This window comes from Agromyces sp. NPDC058136, from assembly GCF_042884375.1.
Classification (GTDB): Bacteria; Actinomycetota; Actinomycetes; order Actinomycetales; family Microbacteriaceae; genus Agromyces.
On record NZ_JBHVUA010000004.1, the window covers coordinates 265508 to 286170 of the forward strand.

Sequence of the window (20663 nt, forward strand, 5' to 3'; positions counted from 1 at the left end):
GATGCCACGTGGACGACGCACGCCCGGCGACGTGGGCGAGCCCCCGGAGATGATAGGGTTTTCAACTGTGCGCCTCCGTAGCTCAGGGGATAGAGCGCCGGTTTCCGGTACCGTAGGTCGGGGGTTCGAATCCCTCCGGGGGCACGTTTGCAAGTCCTGACGTCACGCATCGACGGCGACGTCGCACCTCGAGAAAGCCTCGGCCACGGCCGAGGCTTTTCGCGTCTCGGCCGTCGACGTCGGCCGTAGACTCGGCGGGTCTCGATCGCCGATGAAGAAGGACGCCGCGAATGCACGCCAGCACCCGAGAGATCGCGGTCGCCGCCACTCCTGCCGAACTCCTGAACCAGTGGGGCTCGGGCCCGCTGCTGATCTTCATCATCGTCGCTGGCGCGTTCATCGCGATGGGCGCCCTGCGAGCCCTCGAACGCCGCGCGAAGCGGCGCAGCGAATCGCTGCCGCTCCCGTCCACGCCCGCGCGCCGCGCGAGCAGGCGGCCGAGCACCCCGGCGAAGCCGGCCGTTCCGCTCGAGGAGCTCGAACGTCGCGCCGGGCTCGCACTCGTGGCATCCGACGAGCGGGTGACCGCGGCGACCGCCGACGTCGACTATGCGAGGGCCATCGACGGCGACGACGTCGCGGAAGCGCTCGCCGCGAACCTCGAGGGCGCGAGGCGGCAGCTCGCCGACGCCTTCGCCGTGCAGCGCGAAGCCGGGTACGCGACCGTCGACGACGAGGCCCGTCGGAGCGCGTACGAGCGCATCCTCCGCTCGACCGGCGAGGTCGACTCCTCGATCGAGGGTGCACGCACCTCGCTCGAACGGCTCCGCTCGCTCGGCGCCCGGGCCGCGCAGGAGGCGCCCGCCCTCGCCGCCGAGCTCGACGTGCAGGAGCGCGCAGCCGCGTCCGCGTCGGCGAAGCTCGACGACGCCCGGCGACGCTACGCGACCGACGCGCTCGAACCGGCCGTGGCCGCCCTCGGCGAGGCCCGCGCGGCCCTCGCCCGCGCCCGCGCGCAGCTCGCGGCGATCGCACCCGCCGTCGACGGCCCGGCCACGGCGACCGGACTGCGCATCGAATCGGCGCGCACCGCACTCCACTCGGCGTCGGGGAGCATCTCGGCCGTCGAGTCGCACTGCGCCGGGCTCGCGGCGCAGGACCTCGCGGTCGCCGAGGGCATCGCGGCGCTCGAACGCGACGTCGAGCACGCCCGATCGATCGGCAGCTCACGCCTCGCCACGGCCGCCGACGAGTTCGCCGCCGAAGCGCTCGCGCTCCGCAGCGCACTCGCCGCGGTCCCCCGCGACCCCGCCGAGCTCGGCCGCCGGGTCGTCCGGGCCGATGCCGCCATCGATGCGGAGATCCGGTCCTCCGCCGTCGCGGCACGGGCCGTCGAACAGGCGGTCGCCGAACGGTCGAGCGCGCTCGCGGGCGCCCGCATGCTCGTCAGCACCGCGACGAACTCGCTCATCGCCGAACCCGGGGGCGACGCGGCCCGGATCCGCCGGGACGAGGCGACGAAGCTGCTCGCCGAGGCGCGGATGGCACTCGCCGAGGCGTCCCGCTCGGACCTGCCTCCCGCTGACGCGCGCGACAAGGCCGACGCGGCGGCGCACCTCGCCCGTCGCGCGATGGCGATCGCGCGCGACGGCATCGCCGACACGCCCGCCGCCGACGGCAGGATGTTCGGTCTCGCGAGCGGCGGCGACGGACGCATCTCCGAGTTCGTGGCCGGCCTCCTCGACCGCGCCTCGCTCGCGATGGACGACGCGATCACCGCGGCCGACGTCGACGGGCCGGCCGGAACGCCGCGCCCGAACTTCGACGGGGGCCTCCGACCCGAGCGCAACGGCTCGTCGTGGACGTGGGAGTCGGGGGCGCCCTAGACTCGGGATCGTCCGTCCGGACAGGGGGAAAGGCACTGGTGCATGCGGGTACGACGCAGATGGCTCGCGACGGCCGCGATGATGGTGGGGCTGCTCGGCGCCGGAGCGGCGCCGGCGTGGGCTGAAGACCCCGTCGGGTTCGGCTCCTCCCCCGTCGTCGACACGGTCGGCGCGCTCGGCTCGCGCACCGCCGAGGTCGAGGCCGCGCTCGACGCCGACGCGGAACGCAGCGGCCGACAGCTCTTCGTCGCCTACGTCGACGAGTTCGAGAACCCGGCCGCGGCCGATGCCTGGGCCGAGCAGACCGCGATCGACAACGGGCTCGGCGCCGAGGACTACCTGCTCGCCGTCGCCGTCGAGGGCCGCCAGTACTTCCTCTCCGCGGCGAGCGACGCCTCGCTCAGCGACGCCGAGCTCGACCGCATCAGCCTCGAGGTCATCGAGCCCGAACTGCGCGATGAGGACTGGGCGGGCGCCGCGATCGCCGGCTCCTCCGCGATCGCGGGCGACACCGGCGGCGGGTTCTGGGGCTCGGGGTTCTTCTGGTTCCTCATCATCGCGGCCGTCGTCGTCGGGATCGTGTGGTTCGTGCTCGCGAGACGCAAGAAGCGCCAGGTCGGGGGCGGCGCCGCCGGTGCGCCCCAGCCGTCGATCGACGAGCTCCGCCGGCAGGCCGGCGGCGCGCTCGTGCAGGCCGACGACGCCCTGAAGACGAGCGAGGAGGAGCTCGGCTTCGCCGTCGCCTCCTACGGCGAGGAGGCGACGGCCGACTTCCGCGCGGCCCTCGAGGGCGCGAAGGCGAAGATCGCCGAGGCCTTCGCACTGCAGCAGCGCCTCGACGACGCCGAACCCGACACCGACGACGAGCGGCGCGCCTGGTACGGCGGCATCGTCGCGCTCACCGGCGAGGCCGACGCCCTGCTCGACGCGCAGGCCGAACGGTTCGACGCCCTCCGCGACCTCGAACGCAACGCCCCCGAAGCGCTCGCCCGCGTCGAGGCCGCCGCGGCGACCGTCGAGCGCGGCATCGCCCCGGCCGCACAGCGGCTCGCCGCGCTGCAGTCGCAGTACGCCGCGACCGCACTGGCCCCCGTCGCCGACAACCCCGCGCAGGCGCAGACCCGCATGGGATTCGCCCGCGAGGCGCTCACCGAGGCGAAAGGCGCGGTCGCGCGCGGCGAGGGCGGCCCCGCCGCCGTCGAGATCCGCGCCGCCGAGGAGGCGGTCGACCAGGCGCAACTGCTCTCGGTCGCGATCGAGCGGCTCGCCGCCGAGCTCGCCACCGCGGACCGCGCCGTCGCCGCGGGCGCCGACGAGCTCGACCTCGACGCGCAGACCGCTCGCGGTCTCGACGCCGCGATGGGCCCGCTGGCCGATCGGGTCGCGGGCGAGGCATCCGCCCTGCGCACCGCGATCGCCGCGCCGGGCCGCGACCCGATCGCCCTGCAGACGCGACTCGAGCAGGTCGACGCCGAGATCGACGCCGCCATCCAGGGCGCCCGCGACGCCGCCGAGCAGGCGGCGCGCGCGCAGGCGCAGCTCGGCCGCAGCCTGCAGGCCGCACGCAGCCAGGTGCAGGCCGCCGAGGACTACCTCGTCGCCCGTCGCGGCGCCGTCGGCTCCGAGGCGCGCACGCGCCTCGCCGAGGCCGGACGTCTGCTCGTGCAGGCCGAGCAGACGGCGAGCGGCGGCGACGCTGCGGCGGCCCTCGCGACCGCGCAGCGCGCCGAGCAGCTCGCCCGGCAGGCGATCGAACTCGCCCAACAGGACGTCAACGGCTTCGGCGGGTACGGCGGCATGCAGGGCGGTCAGGGCGGCCAGGGCGGTTCGGGCGGTTCGGGCGGCGACATGTTCGGCGCAGTGCTCGGCGGCATCCTCATCAACTCGATGCTCGGCGGAGGCGGAGGCGGCGGAGGAGGCGGCTTCGGAGGCGGCTTCGGCGGTGGAGGCTTCGGCGGAGGCGGACGCCGCTCCCCCGGCAGCTTCGGCGGTTCGTCGACCCGCTCCCGCCGCGGAAGCGGGGGACGCTTCTGACCCGCACCGGCCCCCGAATCGACCACCGACCACCGACCGACCGCAGCACCACCGACAGGGAGTAACCATGACCAAGCAGTCCATCTTCGGGCGCATCTCGCAGCTCGTCCGCGCGAACATCAACGCCCTCATCGACCAGGCCGAAGACCCGCAGCTCATGCTCGACCAGATGGTGCGCGACTACACCAACTCGATCGCCGACGCCGAGGCCGCCATCGCCGAGACGATCGGCAACCTGCGCCTGCTCGAAGACGACCACCGCGAAGACGTCGAGGCGGCCCGCGAGTGGGGCGAGAAGGCGATCGCGGCGAGCCGCAAGGGCGACGAACTGCGTTCGGCGGGCGACGCTTCGGGCGCCGACAAGTTCGACAACCTCGCGAAGGTCGCGCTCAGCCGTCAGATCTCCTCCGAGAACGAGGCGAAGGCCGCCGAGCCGCAGATCGCCGCGCAGACCGAGGTCGTCGACAAGCTGAAGGCCGGCCTCAACGGCATGAAGGAGAAGCTCGTCCAGCTGCAGAACAAGCGCTCCGAGCTCGTCGCCCGTGCGAAGACGGCGGCGGCGCAGAAGCAGGTGCACGACGCGGTCAAGTCGATCGACATCCTCGACCCGACGAGCGAGATCGGTCGCTTCGAGGACAAGATCCGCCGCGAGGAGGCCGTCGTGCGCGGTCAGGCCGAGCTCGCAGCATCCAGCCTCGACGCCCAGTTCAACGAGCTCGACGACCTCGGCGAGCTCACCGAGGTCGACGCGCGCCTCGCCGCGCTGAAGGCGGGCGGCGCGCAGGGCGCGATCGGCGGCTGAGCACCGATCCGGGCACGATTCGGATGCCGCGACCGCACGCCGGTCGCGGCATCCGTCGTCTCGGCCCCGTTTCCGCGCCCGTCTCGGCCGTCGTCTCCGCCGTCGGCGAACGCAACGACGGTCGCGGTGGTCGGGCGCCCGACGTGGCGCGATACTGGACACATGCCCGCCACCTTCGTCGTCGTCCCGCTCTGGCAGGGGTCGGTCTCCGCACGCGCAATGAGCCTCGCCGACGGCGCCGAGGCGATCCGCGGCGACCTGCCGTCGGCCGCGACCGTCACCGTCGAGGTGCCCGTCGAGGCGGGCGAATCGCTCGGCACGGGCGTCAGCCGGTACAGCACGATCCGACGGGTGCACGAGGCGACGACGCAGGCGCTCGCCCAGGTGCCCGACCAGGCGATCACGATCGGCGGCGACTGCGGCAGCGCGCTGGCGGCCGTCGCGCACGCCTCGGACCGCGTCGGCGGCGACCTCGCGGTGCTCTGGCTCGACGCGCACCCCGATCTCAACACCCCCGAGAGCTCGCCGTCGGGCGGCTTCGGCGGCATGACGCTGCGCGCGATCACCGGCGACGGCGCCGACGGCCTCGCGCTCGGCGAGTCGGCGCGCGTCGCGCCCGGGCGGCTCGTGCTCGGCGGCATCCGCGCCATCGACGCCGAGGAGCGCCGTTTCATCGACGAGCACGACGTCTCGGTGCTCGCCGTCGAGGACCTCTCCGACCCGAGCGTCGTCATCGGCGAGCTCGAGGCCACCGGGGCGTCGAACGTCTACGTGCACATCGACCTCGACGTGCTCGATCCCTCGGCGCTCGCGGGGCTGTCGTATCCGATGCCGTTCGGCATCGGGGCCGCCGAGCTCGTCGCGCTCGTGCGCGAGGTGGTGGCGCGGTTCCCGGTGGCGGGCGCGTCGATCGCCGGGTTCACCCCGTCGAGCCCCGAGGCCGCGGTCGACGACCTGCCGACGATCCTGCGCCTCGTCGGGGCGCTCACCTCGGGATCGCGCCGCTCGTGACCGACGCGAAGCCGACCTCGAACCCGACCGCTGCCCCGAACCGCACTCCGACCTCGAACCCGACCCTGCGCATCCGCCTCACCGATTCGCCGATCAGTCGGCTCGGCTACTGGTGGGCGACCGCCGTGGGCTTCACGTGGGGCTTCATCTGGAGCACAGGGCCGATCCGTCGCCGCGACGGTCTCATCGTGTTCACCGGCATGCCGAACTGGACGTACGGTCGGGGCGGCTCATGCGTCGGCGGCTGCTACCTGACGGGTTCGAACGACGGCGAGCGGGTGCTCGTGCACGAGCGGGTGCACCGCGAGCAGTGGCGGCGGTACGGCATGCTCTTCCCGCTGCTCTACTTCATCGCCGGGCGCAACCCGCTGCGCAACCGTTTCGAGATCGAGGCGGGGCTGGAGGACGGCGGGTACCTGCCTCGGCGCCCTCCCCATCGGCGCCCTACCCCTCGGCGCGACCGAGCTTCCAGTACCCCATGAACGCGACTCGGTTGCGGTCGACGCCGAGGCCCTTCACGAGGTGCCGGCGCAGCGTCGTGATCGCCGTGGCCTCACCGGCGAGCCAGGCGTAGAAGCCGCCGTCGCGGGCGGGCTCGGGCACCTCCCAGAGGATCTCGTCGTCCGCGATCGTCGGAAGCTCCGCGTCCGGGTCGGCATCGGTCGCGGCGACCGGCGCGAGCGCCGCGGCGTCGTGTCGTCGTGCCTCCGCAGCCCAGGCATCGGCCCAGGTGCGCACGGCCTCGACGAGGCAGCCGCCGTAGCCCGGTGCGGGCAGCGCGTCGCCGCCGCGATCGAACCACTGCACCGTCACGCCGACGGGGGTCCGCAGCTCGAGGACGTCGGCCGCGTCGGGCACCTCGAGGAACACCGCGCCCTGCGCGTCGTCGGGCAGCTGTTCGAGGATCGCGGAGACCGCGGGCACTGCAGTCTCGTCGCCCGCGATCAGCAGGGTGCGCGCATCACCGGGATGCCACTCCCACCCGCCCGACGGCTCGTCGCTCGTCGCATCGGGGGCGATGAGCAGCATCCGCTCGCCGAGCTCGGCCTGGGCGATCCACCGCGAGGCGGGACCGCTGTCGCCGTGCGCGACGAAGTCGACGTCGAGCTCGCCCTGCTCGGGTCGCGCGTCGCGGATCGTGTAGGTGCGGATGGGATTGCGCCGCTCGTCGGGGAGCGCGCGCCAGGCCCCGAACCAGTCGGCACCGTTCGGGAAATGGCCGAAACGGTCGCCGTCGTCGCCCGACAGCGGCAGGATGACCTTGATCCGCTGGTCGGGGCCGTCCCAGCCGAGCTCGCGGAGGTCGTCGCTGCGGAAGGTCACGCGCACGAAGTGCGGGCTGAGTCGGCGGACCGCCCCCACGGAGGTGTCGAAGACGCGGTATCCGGGCTTGGCCATGCTGGGGCTCCTGTCGTAGGGGTCGGTGGAGGGCGTGCGGGTCAGGCCGTGCGGCGCGAGCGCCAGAGCAGCCAGACGAAGTACGGTGCGCCGACGACCGCGGTGACGAGGCCGGCGGGCAGCTGGCCCGGTGCGATCACGGTGCGGCCCAGCGTGTCGGCGACGGTGACGAGCAGCGCGCCGAGGAGGGCTGCGAGCGGCAGCACGAGCCCGTGCCGCGCGCCCACCAGGGCACGAGCGGCGTGCGGCGCCACGAGGCCGACGAAGCCGACGACGCCGACGGCGGAGACCGCGGTCGCGGTGAGCGCGACCGCGATGGCGAGGAGGCCGAGCCGGGCGCTCCCGAGCCGGACGCCGAGCACGCGCGGCGTATCGTCGTCGAAGGCCAGCAGGTCGAGCTCCCGGCGCATGCCGGCGAGCACCGGCAACGAGACCGCGAGCATCACGAGCAGCGGGATCAGCTGCGGGAAGGTCCGGCCGTAGGTCGACCCGGACATCCAGGTCAGCGCCTTCGCCGCGTTGTACGGGTCGGTCGCGATGATGAGCATCGCGACGATCGCGGACGACGCCGCCGAGACGCCGAGACCGATGAGGATCAGCCGGCTCGAGGCGAGCCCGCCGCGGAGCGACAGCCCGAAGACGATGAGGGCCGCCACCGCGGCGCCCACGAGTCCGCCGGTCGTGATGCCGACGAAGCTCGCGAGCGGCCAGAAGGTGATGACGAGCACGGCGCCGACCCCGGCGCCGCCGGTCACACCGAGGATCGCCGGTTCGGCGAGCGGATTGCGCGAGACCGCCTGCACCACGGTGCCGGCGACGGCGAGCGCGGCGCCCGCGAAGATCGCGGCGGCGACCCGTGGCGCGCGGGTGTTCATGACGATCTCGACGAGCGGACCCGCCTGGCCGGTGGCCCAGTTGATGACGTCGCCGCCGAGCAGCTTCGCGTCGCCGAGCAAGAGCGAGACGAAGGCGAGGACGACGAGGAGGACGACCGATCCCCCGATGACGAGGCGGCGTCCGCGACGTGAGAGTCCGGCGCCGATCACGAAGCCGCTCGCCGCCTCGGAGGTCGCGCGCGACCGCAGTGCGAGCGCCACGAGGAACACCGCGCCGAAGATCGTCGTGACGATGCCGGTCGGCACCTCGACGCCGGCCTGGCCGCCGAACGCGAGGCGGAGCAGCACGTCGGCTCCGAGCACGACGATGACGCCCATGATCGCGGCGGCCGGGATGAGGAGCACGTGCTTCTGCATGCCGGGGACGCGCGCCGCGATGAGCCGCACGATCGCCGGCGCAGAGAGCCCGACGAAGCCGATCGGGCCCACGAGGGCGACGGCGGCCGCCGAGAGCAGCACGGCGATCAGGACGCCGACGAGCCGGGTGCGGCGCACGTTCACGCCGAGGACGGTCGCCGTGTCGTCGCCGAGGGCGACGAGGTCGAACTGTCGCGCGAAGACGAGGAGCACCGCGACGGCGATCAGCACGACGGGTGCGAGCTGCGCGGCGGGCCCGATCCCGGTCTGGGCGAGGGTGCCCTGGCTCCACGCGTAGAGCCCGTTGGTCCGCTCCGGGAAGAGCAGCAGCAGCATGGTGGTGAGCGCGCTGAGCGCGAGCGCGATGGCCGAACCGGCGAGCACGAGCCGGACGGTGCCGCCGCCCGTGCCCGAGGAGCGCGAACCGCCCGCGGAGAGCGCCAGCACGAGTCCGGCCGCGGCGAGTCCGCCGAGGAACGCCACCGTACCGCCGCCGAGCACCGGCAGCGAGATCCCGAATGCCGCGACCACGACGACCGCCAGGTACGAACCGGCGTTCACCGCGAGGGTGTCGGGCGACGCGAGCACGTTGCGCGACACCGATTGCAGCACGAGTCCCGCGACGCCGAGCGCGACGCCGACGACGACGCCCGCGACCATCCGGGGCATCCGCGAGGCGAGGAACACGGCAGCCGACTGCTCGTCGCCGGTGCCGGTGATGAGGCCGAGGAGTTCGGGAAGACCGACGTCGGCCGATCCCTGGGTCACGTGGACGGCGGCGAGCAGCGTCGCGAGCACGACCCCCAGGGCGATGAGCAGCACGGCGCCGAGCCGGGGGCGGCGTTCGCCCCCGGTCGGCGCCGCGGCCGTCTCAGCCCGCGAGGGTGCTGACGACCGCATCGATGTAATCGTTCATCGACGACGGGCCGCCGAACATCCAGATGCCGTCGGGCAGGCGGTGCACGTTCCCGTTCGCGACGAACGGCAGCGACTTCCACACCGCGTTGTCGGCCAGGTCGACCGCGTACGCGTCGGCTTCGCCGTTCGTGATGTAGAGGAACTCGAGGTCGTCGAGCACGGTCAGACCCTCGACGTCGGCTTCGCCGAGGCCGTAGTCGGCGTCGCCCTCACCCGTCCAGGCGTTCTCGAGACCGAGCTCCTCGGTGACGGCGGTGAGCAGCGCGCCCTCGGTGAACGGACGGATCGAGACCTGGCCGCCGCTCGCCCACGAGTCGCTCATCATGAACGGGGTGCCCGCGAGACCGGCCGCTTCGAGTGCGGCCTTGCCCTCGTCGATCCTGGCGTGGAAGCCGTCGAGCAGCGCTTCGCCCTCCTCCTCGGTGCCGGTCGCGGTGGCGATGCGCTCGAGGTTCGACTCCATCTGGCCGATCGGGTTCGAGGCGTCGGCGCCGCGCACGACGAGGACGGGGGCGAACTCCTCGATCTGCGAGATCACGGTCTCGGGCAGGTCGGTGGTGGTCACGACGAGATCGGGCGCGAGGCCCGCGATCGCGTCGACGGAGGGCTCGCCGCGCCCGCCGACGTCGGTGACGCCCTCGTCGAGCGGCTCGGACTGGACCCAGTCGCTGTACCCCTCGATGTCCGCCACGCCGGTCGGCATCACGCCGAGCGCGACGAGGTTCTCGGCGGTGTTCCACTCGAGCGCGACGACCTTCTCGGCCGGTGCGTCGAGCGAGATCTGCTCGCCGCGGTCGTCGGTCACGGTGATCGCGCCGGCGCCGCCGCCTGCAGCCTCGGGAGCCTCGGTCGTGCCGCAGCCGGTCAGCAGCAGCACGGACGCCGCAGCGACCGCGCCCAGGGTGATGGCGGATGTTCTCATGGGGGGAGGTTTCCTCACGGATCGGCGCGCGGGCATGACGGACCCGCGCGAGGGGGTGGTGGGGGTGACGACGCCGCTAGGCGACGACGAGTCGTTCGGTGCGCTGACGCGTGTTGTAGCGGCCGATCGGGCAGGTGGTGATGCAGCCGCGCTCGTCGATGTCGACGTCGACGCGGATGCCGTAGGCCGAGCTCAGCACGTCGCTCACGAGCACCTCGGCGGGGGTGCCGACGGCGCGCACGCGACCCGACTCGAGCAGCACGATGCGGTCGGCGATCGCCGCGGCCTGGTCGAGGTCGTGCAGCACGACGCCGATGGTCACGCCGTGCTCGTCCGCGAGTTCGCGGATGAGGTCGAGCAGCTCGACCTGGTAGCGGAGGTCGAGGTAGGTGGTCGGCTCGTCGAGGAGCAAGACCCCCGTGTCCTGGGCGAGGCAGGCGGCGAGCCACACCCGCTGCAGCTGACCGCCCGAGAGCTGGTCGACGGCGTTGCCGGCGAGGTTCGCGACGCCGGTCAGCTCCATGGCGCGGTCGACGATCGCGGCGCCGCCCGCGTCGCCCGCGATGAAGCGACCGCGGTGCGGGTGCCGGCCGAACTCCACGAGTTCGCGCACGGTCAGGCCGCCGGGGGTCGGGCGGCTCTGGGCGAGCAGCGTGACCCGGCGGGCGAAGTCGCGCGCGCTCAGCGTGGCGGCGTCGACGCCGTGCTCAGCGAGCTCCTGCGCGCCTGCGACCGTCCCCTCCGAGACCGTGTGCACGTCGCCGCCGGCGAGGAGGACCCGCCCGGAGTCGGGCTGGTGGAGCCGTGCGAGCGCGCGCAGCAGCGTCGACTTGCCGCTGCCGTTCGGCCCGACGAGCGCGGTGACCTTGCCCGGTTCGAGGTGGAGCTCCGCACCGTGCACGACGGGCGTGCCGTTGTAGGAGATCGTGAGGTCGAGACCGAGCATGCCTCCACTATAGGTGAGGCTTACCTAAATTCGTCAACTCGGCAGCGGTCGCGCGACGTCACCAGAGCGCCGGATGCCGCGGCGCACGCCGCAGACGACGCTCGAGCTGCGCCGCGAGCGAGAACAGCGTCGCCTCGCCGCCGGGTCGCCCGATGAGCTGCACCCCCATCGGCAGGCCCTCGGCGGTGAACTCGACGGGCACCGTGATCGCGGGAAGCCCCGACACGTTCACAAACGAGGTGAACGGGGTGAACTGCACCTGTTGGGCGAAGTTGCGCTCGCCGTCGCGCGCGTCGTACCAGCCGACCGGGCGCGGGGTGAGCGCGAGCGCAGGGGTGAGCACCGCGTCGTACGAGGCGAAGCGCGCGATCACCCGGCGCTCGAACGCGCTGAGCCACGAGAGCGCCTCAGCGAGCTGCCGCGCGGGCAGTGCCCGCCCGCGTTCGACGAGCCACTGGGTGAGCGGTTCGAGCAGTTCGAGACCTTCGCCGTCGACGGGGATCGTCGCGGCCCCGGCCTGCCAGATCGTGCGGAACGCCTCGGGGTAGCCGGGCTCGGGTGCGGCGGGCACCTCTTCGATGCCGTGCCGCCCCGTGTCGAGCACCGCGATCGCCCGGTCGAGCGCGGCGCGCGCCTCGGGGGCGATGGAGATGTCGTACCCCTCGTCCCAGGGCGACTCGGTGAGCACCCCGAGCTGGAACCGCCCCTCACCGCGCACCGCCGCGCCGAGGTAGGGCCCGTCGTCGCCCGGCGCCCGCACCGCGAACGGGTGCGCCGCCGGGTACCCCTCGGGGCCGATCAGTCCGTCGAGGAGGAGCGCCGCGTCGGCCACCGTGCGTGCGATCGGCCCGGCGACGCCGAGCCCCGCGAGACTCCCGAGCCCCGATCCGCCGGGCACCCTCCCGCGCGAGGGCTTCACCCCGACGAGTCCGCAGGCCGCGGCCGGGATCCGGATCGACCCGCCGCCGTCCGAGCCGGGTGCGAAGGGCAGCAGCCCCGCGGCGACCGCGGCCGCCGCTCCCCCGCTCGATCCGCCCGCGCCGAGCCCGAGATCCCACGGATTGCGCGCGGGCGGCCCCGAGAGCCCCTCAGTGTACGACGGGAGCCCGAACTCGGGGGTCGCGGTCTTGCCGAGGCTCACCGCGCCTGCCGCGTCGACCGCCTGCACGAGATCGTCGCTGGTGTCGGGCACGAAGTCGGCGAAGGCCCGCGAACCGAATCGCGCCGGCACCCCTGCGCGTTGCTGCAGATCCTTGTCGCCGAGCGGCAGGCCCCAGAGCGGCCTCGAGCGCGGCACCTCGCGCTCGACGAGGCGCGCACGCTCGAGCGCCCGCTCCCCCGTCACCTCGACGAACGCGCCGACCTCGGGGTTCAACCGCTCGACGCGTTCGAGGTAGTGCGTCGCGAGTTCGACGGGCGACACCTCGCCGCGCTGCAACGACTGGTGGAGTTCGAGGGCGGTTCGCTCGTGCAGCTCGCTCATCCCTCGAGCCTACGGCGCCCTACTCGTTGGTTGAGGAGCGCCCGACGAAGTCGGACGCGTCTCGAAACCGACACATCCCGAACAGCAGAGGTTTCGGGACGCGTCGCCGCGTCGCGTCGGCGCTCCTCAACCCGCGGAGCGCCCTATTTCAACGATCGCTGCAGCAGCACCGTGCCGAGCCAACGGTCGAACTTGAAGCCCACCCGGCCCATGCGGCCGATCTCGGTGAACCCGAACTTCTCGTGCAGCGCGATCGACGCCTCGGCGCCCTGATCGGCGATGACCGCGATCATCTCCTTCAGGCCGGCGGCCTTCGAACGCTCGATGAGTTCGGCGAGCAGCACCCGCCCGAGGCCCTTGCCCGAGGCCGCAGGCCCCAGGTAGATCGAGTTCTCGACGGTGAAACGGTAGGCGCGCTTCGGCTTCCACGGGGCGACGAGCGCGTAGCCGAGCAGCTGCCCCGAGGGCGACTCGGCCACGAGGAACGGCATGCCGAGCTCGGTCAGCTGCGCGAACTTCGCCCGCCACTCGGCGAGGGTCATGGCGTCCTCGTCGAAGGTGACCGTCGAGTTCGCGACGTAGTAGTTGTAGATCTCGCGGACCGAGGGCAGGTCGGCGGCGGTCGCGTCGCGGATCGCGTACTCGAACGGCGCCTCGGCCGACGGCACCGGGCGGAGGTGCCGCGGCAGCACGCGCCGCTCCTGGTATTCCTCTTCGAGCATGGCGTCAGCCTACGACGCGCAGATGACGCGCAGGTTTCGGAGCCTCAGAACGGCTCAGAACAGGGATGCCTCCGGCTGCCCCTCGTGCGGCAGATTCCAGTCGACCGGCGCGGCCCCCTGCCCCTCGAGCAGGGCGTTCGCCCGGCTGAACGGGCGCGAACCGAAAAAACCGCGCGACGCGGAGAGCGGGCTCGGGTGGGCCGACTCGATGACCGGGGTGTCGCCGAGGAGCGGTTTCAGCTGCTGCGCGTCGCGGCCCCAGAGGATCGCGACGAGGGGCGTGCCGCGGGCGACGAGCGCGCGGATCGCGTGATCGGTGACCGCCTCCCACCCCTTGCCGCGGTGCGAGGCGGCCTCGCCGGGGCGCACGGTGAGCACCCGGTTGAGGAGCATCACGCCGCCCTGGCTCCACGCGGTGAGGTCGCCGTGGGCGGGCGGGGCGACGCCGAGGTCGTCGCGGAGCTCGCGGTAGATGTTGTGGAGGCTTCGCGGCAGCGGGCGCACGTGCGGGTCGACGGCGAACGAGAGCCCGATGGGATGCCCCGGGGTGGGGTACGGGTCCTGGCCGACGATGAGCACCCGCACCCCGTCGAGCGGCGCGGCGAAGGCGCGGAACACGTGCTCGCCATCGGGGAGGAACCCGCGGCCGGCGGCTTCCTCCCTGCGGAGGAACTCGTTCATCTCGGCGAGCTCGGGGGCGACCGGGGCGAGGGCAGCGGCCCATCCCGGGTCGATGCCGCCCGCGGTGGCGAGCTCGTCGAGGCCCCCGAGCTCGTCGAACCGGGCGAGCGGGCCGCCCGGTCGGCGGTCGGGCACTGCGGTCTCCTCCCCCGTCATGCCCGCACCGTGCCGACCCGCACCCCGCGCTCGTCGGGCAGCACGCGCCAGACGTTTCCGCGCCCGACCGCCCGCAAGCCGCCCTCGCCGACGATGAGCACCGTCTCCTCGTCGATGCCGAGCCCACCGTCGGCGACACCCGCCTCGACGGCGGCGACGAGCCGCGACAGCGCGCCCCACTGCGCGAGGTGCACGTCGATCGCGACGTCCACGAGGCCGATGCCGGGCGCGACGGTCACCTCGTCGAGGCCCTGATCGCCCTGCTCGGGCGAGACCTGCACACCGCCGATGGCACGGCCGCCGATGATCGCGCGCTCGGCGGCGATCATCGCGCCCGCGGAGAACCCGAGATAGGGGGTGCCGTCGGCGACGAGCCGGCGCAGCTCGCCGAAACGCGGCTCGAGCGCATCGCGGTAGGCGGGCACGAGCCCGCCGCCCACGACGACGCCGTCGATCTCGGCGAGGGCCGTCGACGGCACGACGCCGCCGTGCGGCACCGCGGAGACGACCGGGGTGACCGGGCCCGCGAGGGCGAGGGCGTCGACGAGCTTCGCGGCGTGCGCCGACTCGTCGCCGTCGCGCACCGAGATGATCGCGATGCGCGGCAGCGCACGGCCTGCGGCCCGGGCGCACGCGGCGGCCTCGGCGAAGAATTCCGAGTACGGGCGTGCGTCGCCCGACTCGGGCCAACCGCCGCCCACGAGGTGGACGCTCACGCCGCGACCCGCATGGACGAGCGGCATCGGGGCGCGCGCATCAGGCGCCGATCGTGGAGACCAGGACCCCGCCCTCGGCGGGCAGCACGCGCCAGACGCTCCCCGAGCCGACGACCCGCAGGCCGCCGTCGCCGACGATGAGCACGGTGCGCTCGTCGATGCCGAGCGCACCTTCGACGAGGCCGGACTCGACCGCGGCGACGAGGCGCGACAGCGAGCCGCGCTGGGCGACGTGCGCGTCGATCGCGACGTCGACGAGCCCGATGCCCGACTCGACCTCGAACTCCTCGCCCGGCCCCTCGCCTTCGGGGGCGAGCTGCACCCCGTCGATGCGCGTACCGCCGCCGAGCGAGCCCTCGGCGGCGATCATCGCCCCGGCGGAGACCCCGAGGTACGGAACGCCGCCGGCGACCTGCCGGCGCAGCTCGCCGAACACCGGCTCGAGCCCCGCCCGCACCTCTTCGACGATGCCGCCGCCGACGAGGATGCCGTCGACCTCGCCGAGCGAGGTCGGCGCGACGGGCACGCCGCCCGGCGTCGCCGTCACGTGCGCGTCGAACTCGCCGGCACCGGAGAGGATCTCGACGAGCAGGCGCGAACGCTCGTCGGCCTCGGGGTGGATCGAGATGACCGCAATGCGCGGGCGGGCGCGTCCCGCCGCGCGGGCGCGGTCTGCGGCTTCGCCGAGGAACGGGGCGTACAGCGAGGCATCCGCGGCCGTGAGCGCACCGCCGCCCGCGAGGTGGACGCTCACGCCTCGACCTTCACCGGCGGCAGCGACGACCACGGGAAGACGATCCAGTCGTCGGTGTCGCGGTAGCTGAAGTCGGGCACGAGGATCGTGCGCGGCTTCGAGTAGAGCGTGGCGGTGCGCACCTCGGCACCGGCGTCGCCGAGGAGTTCGACGACCTTCGCGAGCGTGCGTCCCGAGTCGGAGACGTCGTCGACGAGCAGCACTCGCTTGCCGGCGAGCGCCGGCGCGTCGAGCATCGGCGGGTGCACGACGGGCTCGGGCAGCACCTTCTCGATGTCGGTGTAGAACTCGACGTTGATCGAGCCGCACTGCTTCGTGCCGAGGGCGTAGGAGATCGCGCCGGCGAGCAGCAGCCCGCCGCGGGCGATCGCGATGACCACGTCGGGCGTGAAGCCCGAGGCGAGCACGTCGTGCGCGAGTGTGCGCGCCGCCTCGCCGAACTGGTCCCAATCGAGGATCTCGCGCCGGATCTCGGGATCGCCGAGTCCTGCGTCATTCGCGTCGAACGTCATCTGGAGATCGTACCGGGCGCACCTGTCCGGCGCCCGACCGTCATCCGCCGTGTTCGTCGTCGACCGCGCCGGCCTCGTCGATCGCGTCCTGGATCGCCCGACCGGGCGGTTCGATGATCGGTCCCTTCTCCTGGTCGGATGCCGCCGACCCGCTGTTGCCGTGACGCGCGTGCACCTCGCTCACCTTTTCGCCGATGTAGGAGATGATCGTCGCCGACGCGGTGCCGACGATCGCGACGCCGCCCACCATGAGGAACACGGCGTAGAAGCGCCCCTCGGCGGTGACCGGGTACATGTCGCCGTAGCCGACCGTCGCGATCGTGACGATCGCCCACCAGATCGCGTCGCCGAACGTCGTGATCGTCGCGCCGGGGGCGTTGCGTTCGGCCTGCAGCGTGGCGAGCGCGATGAAGTACACGAACACGATCGCGTAGGTCGATCCGTAGATGATGATGTTCGCCCGCACGGCGGCACCGCTGCGACGTTGCAGGTAGGGCACGTTGCGAAGGAGCGCCAGCACGCGGAACGCACGGAACAACGGCACGATCGCCGAGAGCACGTCGATCGGGTGGGTTCGCACGAACGCCCATCGGCCGCCGCGGGGCGTCAGCGAGATGCGCACGATGACGTCGACGACGAAGACCACCCAGGCGGCGAGCAGCGCGAAGAACAGCAGCGAGCCCGGGCCCCGCGGGATCCACGGGGCGAGCACGTAGATCGTGTACGCGACGATGAAGACGACGCCGAGCACGACGAGCGGAACGGTGGTGCGTCGTTCCCACGCCTCCCGGCGCGGTGCCGGCACTGCTTCGGCGGCCACGGTCAGTCGCCCTCCCCGCGCACCCGCAGCGGTCCGCGCGTGAGCCGGTGCGGCGCCGCCTGCGCGACGGGCTTCACGACGATGAGGTCGAGGTCGACGTGCCGCGGCTTCTGCACGGCGTCGAGGATCACCGCGGCGATGTCGTCGGCCGTGAGCGGCTCGGGCACGTCGTCGTAGACGGCGTCGGCACGGGCGCGGTCGCCGCCGAAGCGCACGAGCGCGAACTCGTCGGTCTTCACCATGCCGGGGGCGACCTCGATCACCCGGATCGGCTCACCGTTGAGTTCGAGCCGCAGCACCTCGGTGATCGCGTGCGCCGCGAACTTCGCCGCGTTGTACCCGCCGCCGCCGAGGTAGGCGACGTGGCCGGCGATCGAGGTGACGTTCACGATGTCGGCGACGCCGCGCCCCTCGGCCCCGCGGCGGAGGAGCGGCAGCAGCGCGGCCGTCACCCGCTGGAGCGCGAGCACGTTGACCTCGAACATCCACGCCCAGTCGGCGGGGTCGCTCGCCTCGACCGAGTCGAGCCCCTTCGCCCCGCCCGCGTTGTTCACGAGGGCGTGCACGGGGCCGGTGGCCTCGAGGTGGTCGCGCAGGGCGTCGACGTCGCCCTGCTGCGTGAGGTCGGCGACGAAGACGGATGCCCCGGTCTCGGCCTCGAGCTCGCGGAGACGGTCTTCGCGGCGGGCGACGCCCACCACGTCCCATCCGGCGCCTCGCAGGGCGACGACGGTCGCCCTGCCGATGCCCGAACTCGCACCCGTCACGACCGCACGCAGATTCGCCATGCGCTCATTCTGCCGCGTGGAGGGCCGCGGCGGCAGCACCGCGGCCCTCGGGCGGATCAGGTGACCTGGAAGCTCGCGCTCGTGGCGAGCCGCGTGAGCCCGTCGTCGGCGAAGAAGCGGAACTCGTAGGTGCCGCGCGAATACGGCGCGGTGAACGAGATCGTCGCCGAGGCGAGCCCCGTCGAGGGCGGGGTGTTCTGGCCGTTGAGGTACTTCTCGGAGTAGCCGCCGACGCTATCGGCGTCGCTCGTCCGGTAGAGGCCGACCCAGTCGAGCCGCCCGCCGGGCCCGCCCGCGACGCTCGCGCGGATCGTGCCGCCACGGCTCACCGAGGTGCGCGACGCCGTGACGGTCGCACCGGGGGTCGGGGTCGGGGTCGGCGTGGGCGTCGGGGTCGGCCCGCCGGCGGCCAGCGGTTCCTCCATGGTGACGCAGTGCGCCCCGCCGCCGCCCTCGCCCATGAGCACGTCGAGGTTGAGCTGCACGCAGGGGCGACCGAACGCGGCCGACAGCGCGTCTCGTGCTGCGGCGTCGGTCGTGGCATCCCCGAACTGCGCGGTGATGACCGCGCCGCTCGTCACGATGCAGTTGAGGTACCCGTCGAAGAACGTCGGCTGCTGCGCGGCCGGGACGCGCGGGAGGCTCGCGGGGCCGTAGATCGTGGTGACCTGCATCGGCCGCCCCTTCGCGTCGGTCGACGCGACGAGGAGGTCGCGCGTCGCGAGCGCCGAGCGCGACCAGTCGGTCGCGGGGCGGGCCGGGTTCGCGAGCTGCACGATGACCTTGCCGGGGCCGGTGAACAGCACCGTGGCGTCGATGTGGTCGTCAGTGATGTCCTTGCCGGAGATCCCCTGGCACCAGATCATCTTCGTCGCGCCGTAGACGCGCAGGAGCTCGGCCTCGATCTGCGCCTCGCTCTTGCCGGGGTTGCGTGCGGGGTCGATCCACGAGCTGCGGTTCGCGATGAGGAGTCCGTCGCCGTCGGCGATGACGCCGCCGCCCTCGCCGACGACGTTCGCCGCGGCGAACACGACCCCGTTGCGGGCGGCCATGCGCTGGGCGACGAGCGCGTCCTTCGCGTGGGTCTGCTCGCCGCCCCAGCCGTTGAAGTTCAGGCCGATCGCGTCGATGCCGCCGGCGCCGTCGGTGCGGAACACGGCGCCCGAGTCGCGCATCCAGCAGTCGTTCACGGGGATCGAGTCGATGACCGTGACGTTCGCGCCGACTCGGCTGCGGGCGGTGCTCGCCGCGCTCGCGCCGTCGGCGCACATGAGGACGGGCGTCGTCTTCGCGATCTCGTTCGCGATCTTCGTGATGTCGCCCTGGATGCCCGACAGGAGGCCTCCCCAGATCGAGGTGCTCGAGGGCCACGCCATCCAGATCCGCTTGAGCGCGCCGCCTTCGCCCGGCACCGCGAACGAGGCCGCCGCCGTGCCCGCGGCGAGCGCGGCCTCGGGCGCGCCCAGGACCCGCGCGCTCGTCGCCGCGGCCAAGAGGCCCGCGGCCGCGAAGCCGGCCCCGGCCAAGAACTGCCTGCGCGGATGCCCCGTCCGCGTCTGCTCCGTGCTTCCGTGTTCGCTCACACTCGGTTCCTTCCCTCGTCCACTTCGTCGTGGAACTCGATCGTCGACGGCTTCCGCCATTTCTTGGATTTCATCCAAGACTCACAATCTGACGCCCCCGCGCGCCGATGTCAAGCGGTCCGGCCGATCGACCGGCCGTTTCGACGGTCGGCCATCGCTTGCGCTTGAATGGAACGATGCACACGAGGCTCGACCACCCGAAGCCGACGCGCAGGCGCGTTCCCCTCTGGGACAACGCCAGATGGATCGCGATCACGCTCGTCGTGATCGGCCACGGCATCCTGCCGCTCATCGCCGAATCCGACTCGGCGTACAGCGTCTACCTGTTCATCTACTCGTTCCACGTCGCCGTGTTCGTCACCGTCAGCGGCTACTTCGCGAAATCGGGCCCCCCGAACGCCCGAGCACTCAAGCAGGTGCTCACCGACATCGTCTTCCCGTTCCTCATCTTCGAGACCATCTGGACGATCCTCCGATGGGTGCTCGGCGGCGAGTTCTCCCTCGACTACACGACCGCATCCTGGACCCTGTGGTTCCTCATCGCCCTCGCGATCTGGCGGATCGTGCTCCCCTACCTCGTGCTGCTGCGCGCCCCGCTCCTCATCGCGATCGCCATCTCGATCGGCGCCGGCTACGCCGAGACGATCGACTCGACCTTCGCGCTCACCCGCACCTTCGGCATGCTGCCGTTCTTCGTGTTCGGGTGGAAGCTCCGGCAGTGGCAGCTCACCGGCAGCTGGCTCGAGCTGCGCCCCGCCGTCGCCTGGCGGTGGCGGGCGGGCGCGATCGCCCTCTTCGCGCTCGTGCTCGCGTTCATGCCGATGACCATCGAGACCCTCCGCGACCTGAAGCTGCGCCGCTTCATGCTCTACGACGAGTCGTACGAGGCCATCGGCTACGACGAGCCCTGGTCCGGCGGCATCCGCCTCGTGCTCCTCCTCCTCGCGATGGTGCTCACCGTCGCCTTCCTCCTCCTCATGCCCCGCGGCGCGCACTGGTTCACCCAGTTCGGCGGCGCGACGATGTACATCTACCTGCTGCACAGCTTCGTGCTGTTCCCCTTCCGCGAGACCGAGGTCCTCGCGGGCGACCAGCCGTTCTGGGTGCTGCCCGCGATGATCCTGTTCTGCATCGGCATCTCGATCGTGCTCTCGCTGAAACCCGTGCGGCGGGTGTTCCGGCCGCTCGTCGAACCGCGCGCCCGCTGGATGTTCCGGCCGGAGCCCTCGACCGCGACCGGCACGCTCGTGCTGCCGCCCGAGCCCGACCGGCACTGAG

The 20663-nt window shown here is 73.0% G+C and carries 19 protein-coding genes and 1 tRNA gene; 7 read left to right on the forward strand and 13 right to left on the reverse strand.

Features of this window, described 5'->3' with window-relative positions:
* Positions 1–71 precede the first annotated feature (71 nt).
* The 6 genes from ACFVTX_RS13415 (at position 72) to ACFVTX_RS13440 (ending at position 6215) form a co-directional block, all read left to right on the forward strand.
* Positions 72–144: transfer RNA gene (locus tag ACFVTX_RS13415), tRNA-Arg, on the forward strand.
* A 146-nt stretch (positions 145–290) separates the two neighbouring features.
* Positions 291–1886 carry a hypothetical protein gene (locus ACFVTX_RS13420; RefSeq protein ID WP_386900871.1) on the forward strand — a complete coding sequence of 532 codons (1596 nt, stop codon included), beginning with the start codon at positions 291–293 and terminating at the stop codon, positions 1884–1886.
* Between the two features lie 42 nt (positions 1887–1928).
* On the forward strand, positions 1929–3920 hold the full coding sequence (locus tag ACFVTX_RS13425) for a TPM domain-containing protein (RefSeq protein WP_386900873.1): 1992 nt from the start codon (positions 1929–1931) through the stop codon (positions 3918–3920).
* 67 nt (positions 3921–3987) lie between these two features.
* Positions 3988–4722 (forward strand): PspA/IM30 family protein, encoded by a 735-nt coding sequence (locus tag ACFVTX_RS13430; RefSeq protein ID WP_386900875.1) that lies wholly within the window; start codon positions 3988–3990, stop codon positions 4720–4722.
* A gap of 162 nt (positions 4723–4884) precedes the next feature.
* The gene (locus ACFVTX_RS13435; protein ID WP_386900877.1) at positions 4885–5733 is read left to right on the forward strand and encodes an arginase family protein; all 849 of its coding nucleotides are present in this window, start codon (positions 4885–4887) and stop codon (positions 5731–5733) included.
* Positions 5734–5798: 65 nt separating this feature from the next.
* Positions 5799–6215: a Fe-S oxidoreductase gene (locus tag ACFVTX_RS13440; RefSeq protein WP_386901153.1), complete on the forward strand. Its 417-nt coding sequence runs from the start codon at positions 5799–5801 to the stop codon at positions 6213–6215.
* Here ACFVTX_RS13440 and ACFVTX_RS13445 read toward each other — a convergent pair.
* The 13 genes from ACFVTX_RS13445 to ACFVTX_RS13505 form a co-directional block, all read right to left on the reverse strand.
* On the reverse strand, positions 6178–7131 hold the full coding sequence (locus tag ACFVTX_RS13445; protein ID WP_386900879.1) for a siderophore-interacting protein: 954 nt from the start codon (positions 7129–7131) through the stop codon (positions 6178–6180). The genes ACFVTX_RS13440 and ACFVTX_RS13445 overlap by 38 nt on opposite strands.
* A 41-nt stretch (positions 7132–7172) precedes the next feature.
* On the reverse strand, positions 7173–9284 hold the full coding sequence (locus tag ACFVTX_RS13450; protein ID WP_386900881.1) for an iron ABC transporter permease: 2112 nt from the start codon (positions 9282–9284) through the stop codon (positions 7173–7175).
* On the reverse strand, positions 9256–10224 hold the full coding sequence (locus ACFVTX_RS13455; RefSeq protein WP_386900883.1) for an ABC transporter substrate-binding protein: 969 nt from the start codon (positions 10222–10224) through the stop codon (positions 9256–9258). Before ACFVTX_RS13455 ends, ACFVTX_RS13450 begins: the two co-directional genes overlap by 29 nt.
* 76 nt (positions 10225–10300) lie before the next feature.
* Positions 10301–11170, reverse strand: a complete 870-nt coding sequence (locus ACFVTX_RS13460; RefSeq protein WP_386900885.1) for an ABC transporter ATP-binding protein — start codon at positions 11168–11170, stop codon at positions 10301–10303.
* A gap of 58 nt (positions 11171–11228) precedes the next feature.
* Positions 11229–12653: an amidase gene (locus ACFVTX_RS13465; protein ID WP_386900887.1), complete on the reverse strand. Its 1425-nt coding sequence runs from the start codon at positions 12651–12653 to the stop codon at positions 11229–11231.
* Between the two features lie 143 nt (positions 12654–12796).
* Complete coding sequence (locus ACFVTX_RS13470; protein ID WP_386900889.1) at positions 12797–13375, reverse strand: GNAT family N-acetyltransferase; 579 nt, start codon at positions 13373–13375, stop codon at positions 12797–12799.
* Between the two features lie 54 nt (positions 13376–13429).
* The gene (locus ACFVTX_RS13475) at positions 13430–14212 is read right to left on the reverse strand and encodes a uracil-DNA glycosylase (protein WP_386900891.1); all 783 of its coding nucleotides are present in this window, start codon (positions 14210–14212) and stop codon (positions 13430–13432) included.
* A complete protein-coding gene (locus tag ACFVTX_RS13480; protein WP_386900893.1) occupies positions 14209–14928 on the reverse strand; it encodes a Type 1 glutamine amidotransferase-like domain-containing protein in 720 nt (239 codons plus the stop codon). The genes ACFVTX_RS13475 and ACFVTX_RS13480 overlap by 4 nt, the downstream gene beginning before the upstream one ends.
* Positions 14929–14968: 40 nt before the next feature.
* A complete protein-coding gene (locus ACFVTX_RS13485) occupies positions 14969–15682 on the reverse strand; it encodes a Type 1 glutamine amidotransferase-like domain-containing protein (protein ID WP_386900895.1) in 714 nt (237 codons plus the stop codon).
* The gene (locus tag ACFVTX_RS13490; RefSeq protein ID WP_386900897.1) at positions 15679–16194 is read right to left on the reverse strand and encodes a phosphoribosyltransferase; all 516 of its coding nucleotides are present in this window, start codon (positions 16192–16194) and stop codon (positions 15679–15681) included. The genes ACFVTX_RS13485 and ACFVTX_RS13490 overlap by 4 nt, the downstream gene beginning before the upstream one ends.
* Positions 16195–16234: 40 nt before the next feature.
* Positions 16235–17014, reverse strand: a complete 780-nt coding sequence (locus tag ACFVTX_RS13495) for a potassium channel family protein (protein WP_386900899.1) — start codon at positions 17012–17014, stop codon at positions 16235–16237.
* Positions 17015–17016: 2 nt separating this feature from the next.
* A complete protein-coding gene (locus ACFVTX_RS13500) occupies positions 17017–17802 on the reverse strand; it encodes an SDR family oxidoreductase (protein WP_386900901.1) in 786 nt (261 codons plus the stop codon).
* Between the two features lie 56 nt (positions 17803–17858).
* Entirely contained in the window at positions 17859–19385 is a 1527-nt protein-coding gene (locus tag ACFVTX_RS13505; RefSeq protein WP_386900903.1) for an agmatine/peptidylarginine deiminase, read from the reverse strand.
* Between the two features lie 176 nt (positions 19386–19561).
* Here ACFVTX_RS13505 and ACFVTX_RS13510 point away from each other — a divergent pair, with 176 nt between their 5' ends.
* Positions 19562–20662 (forward strand): acyltransferase family protein, encoded by a 1101-nt coding sequence (locus tag ACFVTX_RS13510; protein WP_386900905.1) that lies wholly within the window; start codon positions 19562–19564, stop codon positions 20660–20662.
* Position 20663 lies beyond the last annotated feature (1 nt).

Bases quoted from the DNA above. Each gene is read 5' to 3' on its own strand.
- ACFVTX_RS13420 (WP_386900871.1), top strand. From the start codon at position 291: ATGCACGCCAGCACCCGAGAGATCGCGGTCGCCGCCACTCCTGCCGAA.
- ACFVTX_RS13425 (WP_386900873.1), top strand. From the start codon at position 1,929: ATGCGGGTACGACGCAGATGGCTCGCGACGGCCGCGATGATGGTGGGG.
- ACFVTX_RS13430 (WP_386900875.1), top strand. From the start codon at position 3,988: ATGACCAAGCAGTCCATCTTCGGGCGCATCTCGCAGCTCGTCCGCGCG.
- ACFVTX_RS13435 (WP_386900877.1), top strand. From the start codon at position 4,885: ATGCCCGCCACCTTCGTCGTCGTCCCGCTCTGGCAGGGGTCGGTCTCC.
- ACFVTX_RS13445 (WP_386900879.1), bottom strand. From the start codon at position 7,131: ATGGCCAAGCCCGGATACCGCGTCTTCGACACCTCCGTGGGGGCGGTC.
- ACFVTX_RS13450 (WP_386900881.1), bottom strand. From the start codon at position 9,284: ATGCGGTCGTCAGCACCCTCGCGGGCTGAGACGGCCGCGGCGCCGACC.
- ACFVTX_RS13455 (WP_386900883.1), bottom strand. From the start codon at position 10,224: ATGAGAACATCCGCCATCACCCTGGGCGCGGTCGCTGCGGCGTCCGTG.
- ACFVTX_RS13460 (WP_386900885.1), bottom strand. From the start codon at position 11,170: ATGCTCGGTCTCGACCTCACGATCTCCTACAACGGCACGCCCGTCGTG.
- ACFVTX_RS13465 (WP_386900887.1), bottom strand. From the start codon at position 12,653: ATGAGCGAGCTGCACGAGCGAACCGCCCTCGAACTCCACCAGTCGTTG.
- ACFVTX_RS13470 (WP_386900889.1), bottom strand. From the start codon at position 13,375: ATGCTCGAAGAGGAATACCAGGAGCGGCGCGTGCTGCCGCGGCACCTC.
- ACFVTX_RS13475 (WP_386900891.1), bottom strand. From the start codon at position 14,212: ATGACGGGGGAGGAGACCGCAGTGCCCGACCGCCGACCGGGCGGCCCG.
- ACFVTX_RS13490 (WP_386900897.1), bottom strand. From the start codon at position 16,194: ATGACGTTCGACGCGAATGACGCAGGACTCGGCGATCCCGAGATCCGG.
- ACFVTX_RS13500 (WP_386900901.1), bottom strand. From the start codon at position 17,802: ATGGCGAATCTGCGTGCGGTCGTGACGGGTGCGAGTTCGGGCATCGGC.
- ACFVTX_RS13510 (WP_386900905.1), top strand. From the start codon at position 19,562: ATGCACACGAGGCTCGACCACCCGAAGCCGACGCGCAGGCGCGTTCCC.